This window comes from Staphylococcus parequorum, assembly GCF_039237145.1.
In the GTDB taxonomy this organism is placed as follows: Bacteria; Bacillota; Bacilli; order Staphylococcales; family Staphylococcaceae; genus Staphylococcus; species Staphylococcus equorum_A.
The window spans coordinates 2,140,533-2,158,412 of record NZ_CP150682.1 but is presented as its reverse complement, the minus strand read 5'-3'; the positions used below and the strand labels follow the sequence as shown (position 1 = coordinate 2,158,412).

Annotated in this window: 18 protein-coding genes and 2 pseudogenes; 17 read left to right on the top strand and 3 right to left on the bottom strand. The window is 31.1% G+C overall.

From position 1 onward, the window contains the following. Window positions 1–9: 9 nt before the first annotated feature. From AAA453_RS10500 to AAA453_RS10455, 10 genes and pseudogenes are all read left to right on the top strand, one after another. Window positions 10–2,529: a DUF7643 domain-containing protein gene (locus AAA453_RS10500; RefSeq protein ID WP_427704871.1), complete on the top strand. Its 2,520-nt coding sequence runs from the start codon at window positions 10–12 to the stop codon at window positions 2,527–2,529. Then, complete coding sequence (locus tag AAA453_RS10495) at window positions 2,516–2,671, top strand: hypothetical protein (protein ID WP_411039100.1); 156 nt, start codon at window positions 2,516–2,518, stop codon at window positions 2,669–2,671. Before AAA453_RS10500 ends, AAA453_RS10495 begins: the two co-directional genes overlap by 14 nt. Before the next feature lie 17 nt (window positions 2,672–2,688). After that, window positions 2,689–2,988, top strand: coding sequence for a DUF7365 family protein (locus AAA453_RS10490; RefSeq protein ID WP_411039099.1), 300 nt, complete (start codon window positions 2,689–2,691; stop codon window positions 2,986–2,988). Between the two features lie 49 nt (window positions 2,989–3,037). After that, window positions 3,038–3,313 (top strand): holin, encoded by a 276-nt coding sequence (locus AAA453_RS10485; protein WP_411039098.1) that lies wholly within the window; start codon window positions 3,038–3,040, stop codon window positions 3,311–3,313. A gap of 26 nt (window positions 3,314–3,339) precedes the next feature. Next, a pseudogene (locus AAA453_RS10480) lies at window positions 3,340–3,798 on the top strand (peptidoglycan recognition protein family protein); the annotation flags it as partial. Window positions 3,799–3,948: 150 nt separating this feature from the next. Beyond that, a pseudogene (locus tag AAA453_RS10475) lies at window positions 3,949–4,251 on the top strand (SH3 domain-containing protein); the annotation flags it as partial. Between the two features lie 56 nt (window positions 4,252–4,307). Next, window positions 4,308–5,069, top strand: a complete 762-nt coding sequence (locus tag AAA453_RS10470) for a CHAP domain-containing protein (protein ID WP_427704869.1) — start codon at window positions 4,308–4,310, stop codon at window positions 5,067–5,069. Between the two features lie 604 nt (window positions 5,070–5,673). Further along, window positions 5,674–6,897 carry a Fic family protein gene (locus AAA453_RS10465; RefSeq protein WP_411039096.1) on the top strand — a complete coding sequence of 408 codons (1,224 nt, stop codon included), beginning with the start codon at window positions 5,674–5,676 and terminating at the stop codon, window positions 6,895–6,897. Between the two features lie 259 nt (window positions 6,898–7,156). Next, entirely contained in the window at window positions 7,157–7,681 is a 525-nt protein-coding gene (locus AAA453_RS10460) for a hypothetical protein (RefSeq protein ID WP_427704867.1), read from the top strand. Window positions 7,682–8,026: 345 nt separating this feature from the next. Further along, window positions 8,027–8,434, top strand: coding sequence for a YolD-like family protein (locus tag AAA453_RS10455; protein ID WP_427704864.1), 408 nt, complete (start codon window positions 8,027–8,029; stop codon window positions 8,432–8,434). 27 nt (window positions 8,435–8,461) lie between these two features. Here AAA453_RS10455 and AAA453_RS10450 read toward each other — a convergent pair whose 3' ends face one another. Together AAA453_RS10450 and AAA453_RS10445 are read right to left on the bottom strand one after the other, a co-directional pair. Continuing rightward, the gene (locus AAA453_RS10450) at window positions 8,462–8,950 is read right to left on the bottom strand and encodes an AAA family ATPase (RefSeq protein ID WP_081324772.1); all 489 of its coding nucleotides are present in this window, start codon (window positions 8,948–8,950) and stop codon (window positions 8,462–8,464) included. A gap of 577 nt (window positions 8,951–9,527) precedes the next feature. After that, window positions 9,528–10,565, bottom strand: coding sequence for a DUF4352 domain-containing protein (locus AAA453_RS10445; RefSeq protein ID WP_427704862.1), 1,038 nt, complete (start codon window positions 10,563–10,565; stop codon window positions 9,528–9,530). Between the two features lie 578 nt (window positions 10,566–11,143). Between AAA453_RS10445 and AAA453_RS10440 the strand changes: the two genes are divergently transcribed. From AAA453_RS10440 to AAA453_RS10410, 7 genes are all read left to right on the top strand, one after another. Further along, complete coding sequence (locus AAA453_RS10440; protein WP_081328144.1) at window positions 11,144–11,251, top strand: putative holin-like toxin; 108 nt, start codon at window positions 11,144–11,146, stop codon at window positions 11,249–11,251. Window positions 11,252–11,554: 303 nt separating this feature from the next. Next, the gene (locus AAA453_RS10435) at window positions 11,555–11,743 is read left to right on the top strand and encodes a hypothetical protein (protein ID WP_427704860.1); all 189 of its coding nucleotides are present in this window, start codon (window positions 11,555–11,557) and stop codon (window positions 11,741–11,743) included. Between the two features lie 379 nt (window positions 11,744–12,122). Continuing rightward, complete coding sequence (locus AAA453_RS10430; RefSeq protein ID WP_427704858.1) at window positions 12,123–12,863, top strand: SDR family NAD(P)-dependent oxidoreductase; 741 nt, start codon at window positions 12,123–12,125, stop codon at window positions 12,861–12,863. Window positions 12,864–13,309: 446 nt separating this feature from the next. After that, complete coding sequence (locus tag AAA453_RS10425; RefSeq protein ID WP_427704856.1) at window positions 13,310–13,417, top strand: putative holin-like toxin; 108 nt, start codon at window positions 13,310–13,312, stop codon at window positions 13,415–13,417. Between the two features lie 304 nt (window positions 13,418–13,721). After that, the gene (locus AAA453_RS10420) at window positions 13,722–13,829 is read left to right on the top strand and encodes a putative holin-like toxin (RefSeq protein ID WP_427704854.1); all 108 of its coding nucleotides are present in this window, start codon (window positions 13,722–13,724) and stop codon (window positions 13,827–13,829) included. Between the two features lie 312 nt (window positions 13,830–14,141). Beyond that, a complete protein-coding gene (locus tag AAA453_RS10415; RefSeq protein ID WP_427704851.1) occupies window positions 14,142–14,975 on the top strand; it encodes a glycerophosphodiester phosphodiesterase family protein in 834 nt (277 codons plus the stop codon). A gap of 308 nt (window positions 14,976–15,283) precedes the next feature. Beyond that, window positions 15,284–17,167, top strand: coding sequence for a DUF5776 domain-containing protein (locus tag AAA453_RS10410; RefSeq protein WP_427704848.1), 1,884 nt, complete (start codon window positions 15,284–15,286; stop codon window positions 17,165–17,167). Window positions 17,168–17,230: 63 nt separating this feature from the next. Here AAA453_RS10410 and AAA453_RS10405 read toward each other — a convergent pair whose 3' ends face one another. Then, a complete protein-coding gene (locus AAA453_RS10405) occupies window positions 17,231–17,788 on the bottom strand; it encodes a GNAT family N-acetyltransferase (RefSeq protein WP_285323006.1) in 558 nt (185 codons plus the stop codon). Window positions 17,789–17,880: the final 92 nt, after the last annotated feature.

Here is a 17,880-nt window from a genome sequence, read left to right as displayed (position 1 = left end):
GTGCATTACATGGCTTTAATTCTTAAAGACCTAGACGGTAACGCCTACCCAGTGGAAACAGTAACCAACCACACTGTCAGAATGAACAGCGACGGTATGCTCACATTTAATGTGATTGAGAATGATCAAACGTCACACTTCATCAATGATATATCTAAATTGTGGCGTGTTGAGAATGTGACAGGGCAGGCTGAATCACAGGCTTACGTTGTAGTTATTGCTAAGCGTAGAGCTACTAAGCATAAACAATATATCGAGGTTACAGCTAAAGAGGAGCAATTCGACTATTTAGAAACTCACAGGGTATACGAGAACATCACAGGGAGCCGTACAGGCGTAGACTTCTTAAACTTGATATTTGATGATACACCTTACAGTTATGTGCTGCTAGAGGGCGTATATGCTAAAGAGTGGGAAAACGCAGGCGATGGCCAGTCACGTTTTGAAATGTTCCTAAATTGGTTAGAGCGTTATGGTTTTGAATTTCAATATGAGCCAACCTCAAAAACTTTCAAGTTGGGCGCGCGCATTTCGCGTCGTCCGGCTTACTATATTTCTAAAAAGCTAAACGCTAACGATATAAGTTTTGAGGAGGACGCAACAAGTTTCTATACTTACGCTCGAGGCTTTTTTGATTACGACGGTGCGGATAACATTCATGCTGCCAATCATGTGAGGGAATATCCGAAAGGTAAATCTAGCCCAATGATTGAGTTATTCGGTGTTAGAGAGGCGCCTCCAGTTACTGACGGGCGTGTGACAGATAAAGAACTTATGGACGAAATGCTTGAGAAACAAGTTGAGCAGTCACTCAAGATGAGTATTGAGCTTGATTTCGTAACGTTAGGACATAATTACCCTTTCGCGCAGCCTGAGATTGGTGACGAGATTCCGGTTATTGATGATACTATCAATTTTAATCGAGTGTTAAGAATCCAAGAAATCAAAACAACGCGTGACGCTCACCATAAAATCATTAAGCAGACAATCGTCGTAGGCGACCCTAGACGTGAAGTCAGATATAAAAAAGATCAATCCGGTGCAGTGTCAGCGATTAATGATTTGATGGCAGGCCGTACGAAAATAAAAGAATCAGTGCTGCCTGCAGCAATCAAAGAGTCAACTCAAATGTTAATGGATACAGCAAGTGAGTTGTCGTTCAGCGAACAAGGCATCATGGCCGTGGATAAAGACAATCCTAACTATGTGACGTTGCTAAACTCAAGTGGTTTAGGTGTCAGTAAGGACGGTGGCCAAACGTTCCACAACGCGATTACACGCGGTCAGATAAACGCTGACTTGATTACAGCCGGCTCCTTAAATGCTGATTACATTAGAGGTGGAACATTAGACGCTAACCTTGTCAATGTGGTCGGAGGCGATGGCGACAAATACATCACTATGAAAAATGATGAAATGACGCTATACGGTACTTATACAAGAGATTGGCAAGGCAATGTTACTACAAACGGCGTGTATACCCGTTTCAAAGATGGACATTTACGTTTCAGAAATAATAATGAAAATCGCTCTATTTATGTATCAGACTTTGGTATATCAACCTACATTGACGGTAATGCTCACGACGCGTCAGGAACACTCGAGTTTTTCGATTACACATACGACAGTGGCGCGCGTGGTGTGACGCTGCAATCAGGTTTAGGTGTAGTGGCATTGAGGTCAGACGCAAACAGAATGGTCATTGAGGCAGATGATACGGTCAACATAGGCAGTAACAAATACTCAGTTTATATGAGGCCTTTCACATCAACGCGTATGGGCGTAAATGAGTTTCAATTTTACGTTAAGGACAATCCAAGCGCACTAGCGACTGACGGCGCGTTGCTATATGGTAACTTGACCGGCTCAGGTACTCGAATGGGGTCAGGTATCAGATTCAGCAAAGAGCTACCAGTAATTTACGCCACTAACGAGAATGGTGATATGGGCAGTGGCTACTTTTACGGCGCGGGCTTTCAGGGGGATTGGTTGGCCAAGAATACGAACGTTTACGCTTGTGTAGATGGTGCTTTGCGAGTTACAGATAAAAGAGGTTATAACAACGGCTATCCTAACTATAAAGATATTCAGGCTGATAAAATTCAAGCTAACTCTATTCGAGTGAATGGTGATTACAACCTATATTTAGGTACATCAACAGGTGAAGTGCGTGTAACTAATAATCTATTGACCAATGGCTATAAGCCTTTAAGAGCATCAATTTTATACGGTGAAAACAGGTCGAATTCTTCTGAGAAATATAAAACGAATATAGAGCCGTGGAACGCAGACGCTACACAGATGTTGAGGAATACCGAGTTTTATGAGTATAACTATAAAACTGATATAGAGGAGGGTGTAACTCAAAAAAGTCACGGGGTCATTCTTGAAAGAGAAACGCCTGAGCATCTCACGCAAGATGGTGACTCATTGACTATGTATGAGCTAGTTTCCACCATAGGCAAAGCATTAAAAGAACAAATTGAAAGAAATGACAAATTGGAGGTAATTATAAATGAACAACAATAATCAAGAAGATATCGAAAAAGCAGTATTACAAAGTAGGTTATTTGAAGAAATTCAACGTAGCACTAAATTACAGGCTGATTTAGAACTAACCTACAGAGAGCTAGAGGCATACAAAAATCAGCAAGACTATAACGACGAATAACAAGCGGGGGTTCAACGTTGAATGAAAATGAATTAACAACTTGGTTTATTTTCTCTGTTCTGCCTATTGCTATAGCGATAGCGACTTTTGCATGGAAGATAAGTAAGGATAAGAAAGATAATGAAAATCGTATTACTCGAATTGAATCCGAAGTGACGAGAAATACTGAAGATATTAAAGAAGTGAAAGACGAACAAAGACAACAAAGAGAAGAAATTAAAATAATATTGCAAATTAGTTCAAAGATTGACACTTTAAATTCACGTTTTGAAAACTTTGAAAATAGATTTTATGACAAACAAGATAATAACAACTAAGTCGTCTCATTGAGTCGGCTTTTTATTTTAAATTAACGGAGGTTTTTATATGGAACAAATTATCGCATTTGCTGGGATTATCTCAGTTATCACAATCGCATTAACAGAAGTTATCAAAAGAACGAAGACAATACCTAAGAACTTTATACCGATTGTTTCAATGGTAATTGGAATAGTCATAGGTGGCATCACAATATTTATACCTGAAATCGTCACAGAGTTATCAATAGCTGGTCGATTACTAGCTGGGTTAATTAGTGGCTTAATGGCAACAGGTATTTGGGAAACGTTCAAAAATAAAAATAATAAACAATCAAATCAATAATTACATGTGGTCATGACAGAGTAGTCATGGCCATAAATTATATTAGGAGGTCATTTAATATGGCAGAAACATGGAATGGTGTATCAGTTAGATACCAATTATTAACAATAGGAACAAGACGCCCAGGTAAGAAATTAAGAAAAGGTAAACCGGAATTTTTAGTAGCCCATGATACAGGGAACCCAAATTCAACAGCACAGAATAATGTAGATTATTACGAAAATACGCATAACATTCAACAAGGTATTGCGTCAGCGCATATTTTTGTAGATGAAAAAGAAGCGATTATTTGTATTCCTGTAGATGAAGTAGCTTATCACGTATTACCAAGTACACCAACTGACAATGCATGGTATGGCGTAAATGCAAATGATGGTGCTGCAGGCATTGAGATTTGCTATTTCACAAATAAAACACGCTCACAAAAAGCATTAGATAATGGGGCGCGCGTATTAGCTTACTTAGCTGAATATTGGGATATTGATTATAAAACTGAGATGCCAGGACACCAAGATATCCAAGCAGATAAACAAGACCCTGGTAACGTTTTACAAGCAGCTGGATATAGTAGAGCTACATCTAATTTAGATAATATCGTAGCTAAGTATTATAAAAAAGTTGAATTACCAAATGAAAAAACGAAGTGGAATTGGGCAGGTACTTATTACCCACAACCTACAAATGATAAAGGGATTAAAGTACGTAAATCACCAACTACAAGTGGAACATTAGTCGATAAAAACTCATGGTTATATGATAAAAACGATTATGTTCCATTTGACCAAATTATAAAAGCTGATGGTTACTGGTGGATTCGTTTTAAATACGTAGCACCAGGTTCAAGCGATGATTATTTCTATTGTGCAGTATGTCGAATTACTGATCCACAAGAAAAAATTAAGAATGAAAAATACTGGGGAACTATCACTTGGAAATAAATATGAATTAAGTCGGCACATTGTGTCGGCTTTTTAATTTAATTGGAGGTAATATAATGGCAAATGCAGAAATGACAAAAAATGAATTTTTAGTTTGGCTAAATAATACAATAGGTAAGCAATATGATTTTGATTGTTGGTATGGTTATCAATGCTATGATTATGCAAACGCAGGGTGGGTCAAACTATTTCCTGGTACATCTTTACAAGGGGATTACGCCAAAGATATACACATAGATAATAAAGAAATGTTGAAAGACAAAGCTACAGTTTATAAAAATACGCTAGACTTTTTGGCTCAACCTGGTGATATGGTTATTTTCCCATATACATTTGGAGATGGTGCGGGTCATGTAGGTTATGTCATTTCAGCTACTTTAAATCAACTAACTATCTTAGAACAGAATTGGTTAGGTGGCGGTTGGACAGAAGGTCCAGAACAAGGGGGCACAGGTTGGGAAACTGTAACTCAACGTACACATCCTTATGATCCTAATATGTACTTTGTGCGCCCTAATTTTAAAGTTCCCCAGAAAATAACATGGAATTGGGCAGGGCGTTTTACTGCTAACACAACTATTAAAGTAAGGCGTACTCCTAGTTTAAGTGGAGAGATTGTTGATACTAGTTCATGGATTTATGCGAATGAATGGGTAGACTTTGTGAGTGTTACTAAAAAGGATGGATATTGGTGGATTAAGTTTAAATATCCTACTAATCCTAATGCTGGTTATTTCTATTTAGCTGTATGTAAGATTACAGATAAACAAGAAAGAATTAAGTATGAAAAGTATTGGGGTAGCATTGTGTGGAAATAGATGATATCGTTGACTTAGATATTTTGTGCCAAAAATATTTACAAACATTCTAACCACTGTAGGTCATCTCTTATTGAGGTGGCTTTTTATTATTGGTTGTAGTATACAAAATATTTTGATAATATGTGTAATAGGTATTTTCTGTCATAAATTTACCCACCAAGTGTTATTATGGCATCTCTTTAAGAGGTGTCTTTTTTATTTGCCTTTATAACGTTTGAATATAAATAAAATGGGAAATAATATTATAGAAGTGTAACATTCCAACGCTTCCTTTTGTTATGTGAAAATACTACTCTGTCCATGTAGTATTTTGTGTTAACCTAGAAATAGATGGTTTAACAACTATCAAATTTTATTTCTAATTACAACCACCCTTCGGGGTGGTTATTTTTTTGTTTAATAAATAATATAATGTGGTAATGTATATTTACAATTGTTGTTAGGCATATTGTAGCTACGTTTTAATATTTGTAGGGTAGGCACTCATGTGCTTTCCCTATTTTTGTTATAAATAATACCACTTCCATATATATTGTTTATAAGTTATAATTATTTATTATAGACATCATATTTAAATATATGATGAATAAGGAGTGGTGTTATGGATTATAAACCTTTAAAAAAGCTATTTCATATGTATGGTTGGGACAATATGGAAACTGAATACGAAATGCGAAGAAATAATTATTCTTCTTTTGTTACGGATATTGTTATAAATCCTATACAGAATGAAATACAACACCGTAATGTTAAATATCCATTGTTTTTTGTTATAACTAAAGAACTTGTATTGAAACTTGAAACTGTCTTGAAAAACAGTGCGAAAATCCAACAAATGTCATCAAGTTTGCCAGGAATAGCAAATGATGCATATATTAAGCATTTATTAATTAATGAATTGCAGAGCACTAACGAAACAGAGAATATCAGAAGTACAAAGAAAGAAATAGCAGCATCAATCAATAGCCATAAAGGTACTAATAAACGTTTTGATGGACTTGTAAATCAATATTTAATGTTGAAAAACAATGAAATGGAATTTAATAAAATTTCTGATATACGTAGAATATTTGATACAATGGTTTCAGACGAAATTAAGGAAAAAGATTTACCAGACGGAGATATGTTTCGAAAAAAATCAATAGGCGTATATGACCAAACTAAATCAAAATGGATCCATAGAAACGAATTTAGCGAAGCAGAGATATTTGAATATCTAACTCTATTATTAGAATTTATTAAACATTACAATGCTCCAGAAATTTATAAAATTATGGCAAGTCATTTTATGTTTGAATACTTACATCCATTTTATGATGGTAATGGAAGGGTAGGAAGATATATTTTAGCCAAATTATTAAATGACCATTTAGATTCATTTACAGCATTGACGTTTTCCTATGTGGTAAATAATAAAAAAAACAAATATTACAAAGCGTTTGAAAATGCTTCTAATTTTTATAATATGGGTGAATTAACTAATTTTATTGAAGAAATGCTAAGTATTGTTATCGAAGGTCAAGAAAGTGTTATTGAGACATTTGAAAATAATATTGAAGTCATTACAAGATTAGGTAATTCACTTGAATCTAAGAAACTTAATAAATACGAATTCAAGATATTATTTATATTATTGCAAGATAAAGTGTTCGGTAGCAAATATTCACGAATTAGTTTAAAAGAGCTTCAAGAAATTGTTGGATTCTCAAGGAATAAAATAAACGAAGTTATAAAAAATCATCAAGATAAATTTATTAAATTGAAGAGCAATCCAGTGATTTATGAAATAAAAAATGACTATATGGAAAAATTACTTTCCGAATAATCCCCTTAACACTCACCAACTAGTGGGTGTTTTTTTGTGGTATAATATAATAACATGTACAAGAACATTTGAATTAACTATAATCAGTCCTATTTTTTCATATATACTTAAGCTAATCACCCACACATGTCACTGGGTGTTTTTTATGATTTTATACGTAAGATAGGGCGAAACGTTAAAAATGTACAAAAAAGTCACCTTAAATGCTATAATTAAATCCCTACTACTGTCTCCTAAAAATTAAAAAAGGAGATTTAATATGATAAATATTATTTCAGCAATTGGATCACTAGGAACTTTTATTATGGCGTTATTTTATTTTGTATCGGTATCAGTTCAACTTTATCAAATGAAAATTAGTTTTATACCAGCTTTAGGGTTTAATCAAATCCTTTTAGAGAAAGATGAAGATGAAAATTTGAATTTAAGAAATACAACTTCAAACACTGAGGAACATGAGGATTATTTAAAGTTATATAACCTTGGTGGAGGAGCTGCTAAAAATATAACTGTTGAAGTTATGTTAGGTAAAGATAATGTAATTCAGAAGAAATATATAAATATGTTACCTAGTAAGGAAAGTTATATGTTACCTATTAATAAAACTGTATTCGATGAATTGGATGATACTATTCAAAATAATGGTTACGAATCAGATATGAATATTAAGCTAACATATTATCACAATGTGAGTAGAAAGAAACAAGAAGTAGTATTAAAAGGTCATATTGATAGTTTTAATACTTATGAAAATAAAGAGATATATGAACTACAATTTATATAAGTTTTTTATCTATAATTTGTTTCCAATAAGAAAATTGGGGTATTTAATTATCAAGCGACGTGGAACGCTTAACAAAGTTTAATAAATCAGCCTATCTGATTAGATAGGCTGTTTTTATTTATTTAAAAACACATTGAGTATTGGGTTATTATTTTCTTTTTCAACTCGATTAGCTACTTCTCTTGTGTTACAACCTATTTTTTCAATTTCTTTTTTATAATCCATATGTATTCTCCTCGATTGTCTGAATTTGTGTAACGATTAATTATAATTGGTTTTAAGAAAAATAGATATTAAATTGATTAATGCGAACAAGTGTTCTATTATATTCATGAGGTGATTAAAATGATTGTTAACCAAGATGCACCAGATGAATATAAATATGAATCCGATTATCGTAATATACCACGTGAATATTTAAATCCACGTATACCTGAAGGGCGTGGCATAGTTAAGTGGGCACCATTTTCCACAATACCTGAACAACATGAGCGTTTGAAAGAATATATGCAAGACCAAAATAAAATAGAAAAGCCCGAATTAAGCGATGACCAATTAAATATATTAAATGATACATTGATATTTAAAATGTATAACGATCCAGCGATAGAAGTTAGGTATTTTGTGAAAGGGTATATACAAACAATAGAAGGTTACATACACAAAGTAGATGTTCATACACAATTACTCTATTTATATGAAGAAACTAGTTTAAGTAAGATAAATTTAAAGGATATAGTGGATATAAAGTAGCCCACCTAAATGAATAGATGGGGTTAACTATTTGATTTCTATAATATTTAAACCTTCTGAAAATTCAGGGGGTTCGAAGAAACTAGAAACATATTCGAAAGTTTCTTTAGTATCGAATTGTTCTCTTTCTGGTTCTTCACTACGTCTTATATTAATTTGTTTCAAACATTTATCATCACTTATATTGAGAAAAATTAATTGATGATTTGCATTAATTTCTGAAGCTACACTTAATAGCCATTTTCTTTGAGTTTTAGTGTTACCTGGAAAATCTAATACTACATTACTACCGACTTTTAAAATTCGCTGGATGTGCTCTTTCAATAATGGTTTTATTAACTTTGAGTAACTTAAGTAATCATCAAAATCATTTATTTGATTTGGATATAATTTTTCTAACCATTCATCTTCAGACAATAAAACTGCATTTTCAGTTTGTTCTATTTCTTTAGATCTAGTAGATTTTCCGGCTCCCATTTTCCCTGATAAAAAATATAAAGTTCCTAAATTATTCAAATTTATGTACCCCCGAATTTCTTTTTTTGAAAAGCGTGTAAATGAGTTCTTCTTATGTTGATACTAATTATATGAAAAAGTATATTAACAAACAACCCACCCGCTCATTTATATGAATAGGTGGATGGGCTCACGTGTCAAATACGTGTCAAAATAGTTCGGTTTCTTTCTGTTTGCTCCGAAAGTAAAGGTAGCGAAATGCTTTAGTTATGCGCTTTTCGTCTAACCTCTAAAGTTTAACTTTGGTCTCCCAGGACACTAAGAGAATAAATTACATATTATTCAAAAAAGAACTCCGTTGCGACGGGGTTCTTTTTTAGGTTCTTTTTCAAAGAGCTAAAAAGATAATATATATATAGGGATACGATAAATGACCAAAAAAATACCAGATGAATTAACATCTGGTATAGTGGGATTTAATTTGAAATGAGTTACTTTATAGAGTGAGAAGTGGAATGGTTATTACGAATTGTTACTTATAATATATCAAATATTTCAAGCATATTTAATTTTATATTTAAATCACTAGGTGCTTTTTAATAAAAATATATAGGGATTTAAGAACTTCCCTTAAATATTATTCTAATTCATTTGATTGCATATCTGTTTTTTCATAATTCGACTGAGGAAAATCATCATAAAAATTAGTATCTTCGTCAATCCATGATGTGTTAATTTCATCTAGTTCTTGATTATAAAAATTATCTGTGCGTTCATCTACTTCAGTCTTATTTTTATCTTGTTCTGATTGTGAGTTAAGTTCTGAGTTAAGTTCTGAGTTAAAACTATTGTTTTCTTTTTTGGTAGGACTTTCGACTTGACTACGTGAGTTATTATCAGAGGTTATATCAGAATCTAAGGTTCTATTGTTGGTAGTTTGGACTAGTGAATTTCTTTCATTAGATATATTCATAACTGAATTATTTAATTCCTGTTCATTTTGATTATTCATTGCGATTTCTTTAATATTACCCAAATCAAAAATTACGCTTTTAATACTGAAGAAACTAGAAGAGACTTCTAATTTATTGTTTTTAGCTTTAATAATTTCAGAAGAAACATCAAAAACTACTTTTCCTTCTGTGATACTATCTGGATTTACCTGTTCAAGGAAGAAAGAATTTTGTATAGATCCATCTTCGCTTTGATTGGCAGAGATAGAAGCTTGAGAATCTGCTTCTAATGATTTTTTACCTGATTTTAACTTAAACATATTACTATCAATAGTTAAAGCAGTATTCCCTTTATTCTTAATTTTCACATCTACAATGATAAAAGTATCTTTAGGTGTTGTAGGTAAAATAGAAGGACCGACCTGTTTAGCAGTTTCAACATTATTAACTGTTACTTCTAAGTTTCCATTTTTAACAGTTTCTCCTAATTTATATATTTGTTTTTTATCGCTATCGCTATTATCACTAGATGTTGTTTTTTCATCATTATTTACAAAAATGGCTGTACATGCTGAAATTCCAATAATAATTAAAACAATTAAAATTAGAGATCCTCCACAACCAATAAGCCAATTTTTTCTTTTTTTACTAGCTGTGTACTTCTGAAATGCTTGGTATTTTTCCCATTCTGATTGAGATATTTTTTCTTGATGTTGTTTCATTCTAAGTTGCTCCTTTGCTTCTAAAATATATACTAAAGCATAAAATATGCTGAGTATTAAAGAACAATTCTCCCAATAACTCTAAAGTTGTTATTATCTTTTACATAGATGTACTCATAATAAGGATTAAAAGATACCAATTTCTAGTGTTATTATTAAATACGACTTTGTTAATTAATGCTGCATTATTTAACAGGACTAAAGCAATGGTATTGTTAATAACTTGATTTTGCTTATTAATGAAAAGAGTAGCTATCTTTATCCAACATTAAGTCCTTCATTAACTAACATACGACCAGCTATTTAATTCAACTTATATTCCTTAATTATTTTAATGTATTTTATACTTTTATTGTATATTTTAATTTTAAATAATGCAACGAGATAATGAAATAAAGGCTGGAATTATAAATTTTATCTAAATCAAATTCTATAGGTCGACAAAAGTAATAGTCTATAGATTAAAAATATAGTAAAATTAGAGCGAGCAAGTTGGATAGATGGTGGCTAATCTCAGTATAAAGTGAGGTGGTGCTTATGAAAGTGCCATTTAAATCTTTAGAAAGGAGACGCCTTGTGTGGTTTCAATTGTAGAAGCGCTGCACTTAATGTTAGGTTTCGGTACTTTCATCGTTACCTTATTAGGTTTAGTTATTACAATTGTTAAATTAAGCCATAAAAAATAACCTTCTATTCGCTTTGGCTGGCAGTAGAAGGTTATACTATAACTAGATACAGAGGCCACCGTCTTTTTAACGGGCTCAGTTGGGCGATACACGTATGGTGTGTTGTCCTTTTTCTATCTATAAATTACCACAATACAAAAATATTATCAATTGTTTAAGTCGGCATAGTCATGTCGGCTTTTTATTTTAAGGAGGAAAAAGTACGAATGCAAAAGTAATAGTAATCGTAAGAGTATTAAGTTTAATTTTTGTTTACACAATAAAACATAAGCTCTATTGTGTTCATAAGGTGCTTATATGATTATGAACCAAAACACACTTGGTGAATATAAATATGAATCTAACTACTGTAATCTATCTAGAGAATATCTCAAACCACGTATACCCAAAGGACAAGACATGGTTAAGTGGGCACCATTCGTTACAATGCCTGAACAATATGAAATGTTAAATCACTTTAAACAAGATCAAAACAAAATAGATATATACTAAATGATGAGCAGTGGAACGATTTAAACGATACTTTAATATTTAAAATGTATCATGATCCATCTATAGAATTACCATATTTTGTTGATGGCTATATTTAAACTAAAGAAGGTTATATGCACAGAGTAGATGCATACACACAAATATTACATTTTTATGAAGATATAGTATTAAGTAAGGTTAATTTGAAAGATATTGTGGAAATAAAATATCAGAAAAGATAAATTCATTGAAATTGAGAACTATAAGAATACACAAATCTAAACAAAATAAGTTGGTAGTTTTTAGTCTGAAAGCCAATAAATCGATAATGTTTGTATTTAGTTCAAAAGGGAAATTATTAAATGTTTGTAACGTTAATATGAAAAGGGGATTTTAAAGTATGGATAACTCAAAGAAAGTACTAGTAACAGGTGCTACTAGAGGAATGGGAAAAGAAATTTCAAAAGTATTAGCGGAGAAAGGGTATCATGTTATCATAGGTGCTAGAAGTTTACAAGATGGTCAATCTATTGTGAAAGAATTAAAGTTAAAAGGCTTGTCCGTGACTACAGTTCAACTAGATGTTACTGATATTAACTCTGTACAGAATGCAGCTCGAGAAATAAACTCTTTAGATGTTTTAATTAATAATGCAGGTATAGCTTTAGAAGCGTCAAGTCCATCTAAACTTGATGTCACTAAAGTGAAAAATGAGTTTGATGTTAATGTTTTTGGAGTTATGAATGTAACTTCAGCAATATTGCCGTTACTCAAAAAAGTGAAAGAAGCAAAAATCATTAATATGTCTAGTATGATGGGGTCTCTTAATTCAGCTTTAGATAAGGAATCAATCGTATATGGTGCAAGTGTCGCTGGTTATCAATCATCAAAAGCAGCTTTAAATATGTATTCTATTCAATTATCAAAAGAATTAGAAAAAGAAGGCTATGATATCACTGTAGATTTAGTTGATCCTGGAATGGTAGCCACGGAATTTGGAGGTCTAGACCCAGAAACTGCTAAACAAATGGGAGCAAACTCAATTGATGTAGGTATAAAAAGAGTTATTGATTTAGTAGAAAAAGGTAAAAATATTAAAAATATAACTTTTACAAATAATAATGGCGTTGTTCCTTGGTGATTTTGTGCTTTTCTTTACTATTATGACTAGACAAATATCATTTTAAACTCACCTAATTGAATAGATGGGTTCAATTAGTTTTTACGATAATTTTTGTATTTTTTAGACTCTATATATAAATTTTCAGTTTTTATACTTACTGTATTAGAATCACACATTGATTTTTGTATAGTAACTAAAAGTTTTGTACTTTCGATAAGATAGGTATTATAAAACTTGTTGAAATAGATAGTTGCTACAGGGTTTTTTTTTAATCCTATACTTATCAGTTTGAAATATTTTGACATAACGCAGTGAAAAAAGGTCATTAAAAGTAATGGTCAGGTGATTAGAAAATATAGTAAAATTAGAGCGAGCAAGTTGGATAGATGGTGGCTAATCTCAGTATAAAATGAGGTGGTGCTTATGAAAGTACCGTTAAAATCTTTAGAATGGAGACGCCTTGTGTGGTTTCAATTGTAGAAGCGCTACACTTAATGTTAGGTTTCGGTATGTTCATCGTTACCTTGTTAGGTTTAGTTATTACAATTGTTAAATTAAGCTATAAAAAATAACCATCTCTAACTTTGGCGGTTTAGATGGTTGTTTTTAAAATAACTTATAATAATCTGTCACCGTCTTTTTAACGGGCTCATTGGGGCGATACACGTATGGTGTGTTGCCCTTTTTCTATCTATAAATTACCACAATATAAAAATATAATCAAATTCTATAGGGCGACAAAAGTAATAGTATGTAGAATAAAAAATATAGTAAAATTAGAGCGAGCGAGTTGGGTAGATGGTGGCTAATCTCAGTATAAAGTGAGGTGGTGCTTATGAAAGTGCCATTTAAATCTTTAGAAAGGAGACGCCTTGTGTGGTTTCAATTGTAGAAGCGCTGCACTTAATGTTAGGTTTCGGTACTTTCATCGTTACCTTATTAGGTTTAGTTATTACAATTGTTAAATTAAGACATAAAAAATAACCATCTCTAACTTTGGCCGGTTAAATGGTTATTTTTATATAAATTATCATTTTAAAGCCACCGTCTTTTTAACGGGCTCACTAGGGCGATACACGTATAGTGTGTTGCCCTTTTTCTATCTATAAATTACCATAATATAAATAAATAATCAAATTTTTATGAATCGTCTCATTGTATTGGCTATTTATTATAGATGTAACTAAATGAATGTAAAAATGTATGATATGGTATATTAAATATATAGATAATACAATATAATTAAAGAATTAAGAAAAAAGTATTTTTTATAGTTTTTTAAAACAAAATGGGGCGATGTCAATTAAGAGAGAATCATTTTATACATATGTTTTACCTGGAATCATCCTGATTATTATAGTATCTATAATAATATTCATACCAAAAGTTAAAGGGTATGAAGGCACTGAAAAGAAACCTTTAATTATTGCTCATAGGGGTGCTAGTGGTTATGAACCGGAACATAGCTTTCCAGCATATAATAAAGCGATTCATGAAATGAATATTGACTATTTGGAACTGGATCTACAAATAACTAAGGATAATAATTTAGTCGTTATGCATGATGAATCAATAGATAGAACTACAAATGGAAAAGGCAAGGTAGAAGACTATACAATTGAAGAGTTAAAAAAGTTGAAGTTAAGAGATAAGAAAAATCGAAATTTGGAGGTTCCAACTTTTGATGAGGTTTTAGATCAATATGGTAACAATGTTAAATACTATATTGAGTTAAAAAACGCTAAAGATAATCCTAATATGGCACATATTACGGTAGAAAAATTAAAAAATAAAAAGTTATTTAACTCTAAATACATCGTTATACAAGCGTTCGATGATAAAGCTTTGAAAACAATTAAAAATGAGAATGAAAACATACCATTGGTCAAATTGATTTATGATAATGAATTAAGCAAATTAGATAATAATATGTTAGAAAATATAAGTAGTTATAGTTATGCAGTTGGAGTTTCGCATAAAAAAATAGATCGTAAGCTTATAGAAAGTGTTGAAAACAATGCTATGCAAGTACACGCATTTACTGTAAACAGTGGGAATGACTATAAGTCCTTGAAACAAATAGGAGTGAAAGGATTTTTTACAAATTATGGAGATGATATTGTAAAGTAATTAACAATAATAGACGCTATAAATATAAAGGGGGATGCGTATTTCAATTATAATTTCCATTGCATTAAATACTTGAATGATAAGTATTTTAAAATAATTCCATTTAAAGTGTTGTGTATTACCATTTTATGTTATTTTTAGGTAGTAGTTTTTAAAATATTAATAAATACATAACGAACGATTTTTATACATATTTAAGAATTTAACGACTTATAGAAATAAGTAGGGATTGTTTTTTATAAAAAATACTTTAGTAATCATTTATACTATATAATGATTACTAAATCATCTAAAAGGGGAATTAGGAATTGGAAAAATTGCTGTCTATCATTGTACCAGTGTACAACAAAGAATTATTTCTTAATGAATGTATAGAATCAATTGGGGCATTAAATATTAATGAAGATAAAATTGAAGCGATATTTGTAGACGATTGTTCTAGTGATAACTCATTAAAAATAATTGAAGGATATAAAAATAAATATAGTTTTTTAAAACTCATTAAATTAGAAGAGAACACGGGTAGTCCTGCTGAACCTAGAAACGTAGGCATTAAAAATGCGAATGGAAAATACATAACTTTTCTTGATGCAGATGATTGGTTAGATTCAACTGGTTTGCCGACGCTATTAAACCAAGCTGAAGAGAATAATTCAGATGTTGCGTTTGGACACAGTATTAAACATACAGATAAAGCAATTAGCAAATTAGGAAGATTTACTTCATATAAAGTTGCAAATAATTTAGTACCATATGAAATTAATAAGATTTTTAGAGCTGTAGGACCACCAGGTAAAATTATTAAAAGAGATATCATTATTGATAATAATATTGAATTCAAGCATATGAAATTTGGTGAAGATAAATTGTTCTTTATCAATGCAATTTCTAAATGTAAAACAGCTTCTATGAATTCAACGCCTGTTTATCATGTGAATAGATATTCATATAATCAATCACTTGTAGGCGAAACAAATATTATAGAAAAAACACATTTTAATTTATTGGTTCTACAAGAAGTGTTGAAATTGGATATACCTAAGCCAGCAGAATTTCAATCATTAAGTCGACTTGTAGAAGTAGATTTCGTTTCTAGATTATTTAATAATAGAAGATTTGTAAAAAGTGAAAATAAAGATGTATTCTATAGTCTATTTCAACAAATGATAGATACTTTAAATGAACATGATAAAAATGTTGAAGATTATATCATTGGTGATAAATATAAAAATATTTATCAAATGCTTATAAATAAAGAATATGAGAAACTTTTTGACTTTATCGGCATGCTATTAAAAGGTGGAAAAGCAGATAGATATGTGAAAGATAATCAAATTCACTTTTTAATGCCTGAATCTGTAAAAGATTATTTACCAATGAAAGAAGAACTATTCGCTGTTTATGAAGGCACGCATCTTATTGATGATGAATTAAGAGAAGTTATAAGAGTATATAAAGCTTCAGAAACTACAATTAATCAAGTGTTACTTACTGAAATTAATTATGAGCTCAACGCAATCGAAGTTGAATTCTCTGAAGATGAGCATCGATTATACGTAAAAACTGAAGATTTAAGTAAGTGCAATTTTGACTTTAACATTAATTTAATTCACGATAACTATAAGAAGTATACAATTAACATGAATTTACCTAACGCAACGCAGACGCTCAAACTTAATAGACAAAATTTTAAATCTGAATTTATTGTGAATGATAAAAAAACTGGAAAGACAGAGGCGCCTAATAAATATTTCACCTATAATCCAATAACGATTGGTATAGCGAAAAAGGTCAATTTATATAAAGATCTGGAGTTTAAAGAACGCGCAGATGTTAATGTTGAAATAGGTGAGATAATAGAAATTAAAGACATTGGCTATACTAAAAAGAATACACCAAGACTTATCACAGTGGATGGATTAGTGTTAACAGCCAATCAAAAGTTTATTTATCGTGTTGCTACTAGTAAAGCCAATAAATATATTTATGAGAAACCTGAAACAGTGATGATTACAAAAGATTGTAAGGAATATCAAAATAGGGACTTTAGTGGTGAAGCTTTGACAGAGCTTAAGGTTAATGAAAAAGTAGCTATTCAAAAAGTAGTGGCATCTTCAAAGGGTACGCCACGACTTAAAACAATGAATGGTACATTTATAACCGCAAATAGAAATTTTGTTAAAGAGGTTTAAATTGAAAAGGAACAGTGACTTTATAGAGATTACTAGAAGATTCCAATTTTGGAGTCTTCTTTTTTAATGTTTACCTTTATTGATGAAATTACTTTTAAATTCGTCGTATAAGATGCTCATATATAAGTCGGTTTCATAATTTCCATTTATATATGAACCTTCACGATCACTACCTTCAATTATAAAACCTGAATTTTTGTAAGAATTTATAGCTCTATAATTATATGAAAGGACTCTTAAATAAACTTTATGGAGACCTAAGTCATTAAAGGCATATTCCAAAATTTGATGTGTTACTTGAGTACCAATTCCTCCATTCCAAAACTGTGGATTAAATATACCTATTGCAAACTTAGCTTTATTATTTGTTTCATCTAAAGTTAAACGAGCTTGTCCAATAAATAAATTGTCATAGTCAATAACCCATTCATATGGGTTAGCCATAATTTTCGCGATTAATAATTTAGCACCAGATTGTTGCTTTTCAGTTTCTGAATTTATTTCAGAGCCATACATTCTTAAAAGCTCTTCATTAAAAGGGACTGAGAGATAATCTTCAATGTCACTTGCTTGAGCATCTCTTAAACTTAGATGGTTATTAATTTTAAGCACTGCTTTCATAATGATCCTCCCAATCTATTCAGATAGTCTGTTGAATTTATTTATATCAGCATACTACAAATTAATTGTGATTATACATTAATTTTAAAAAG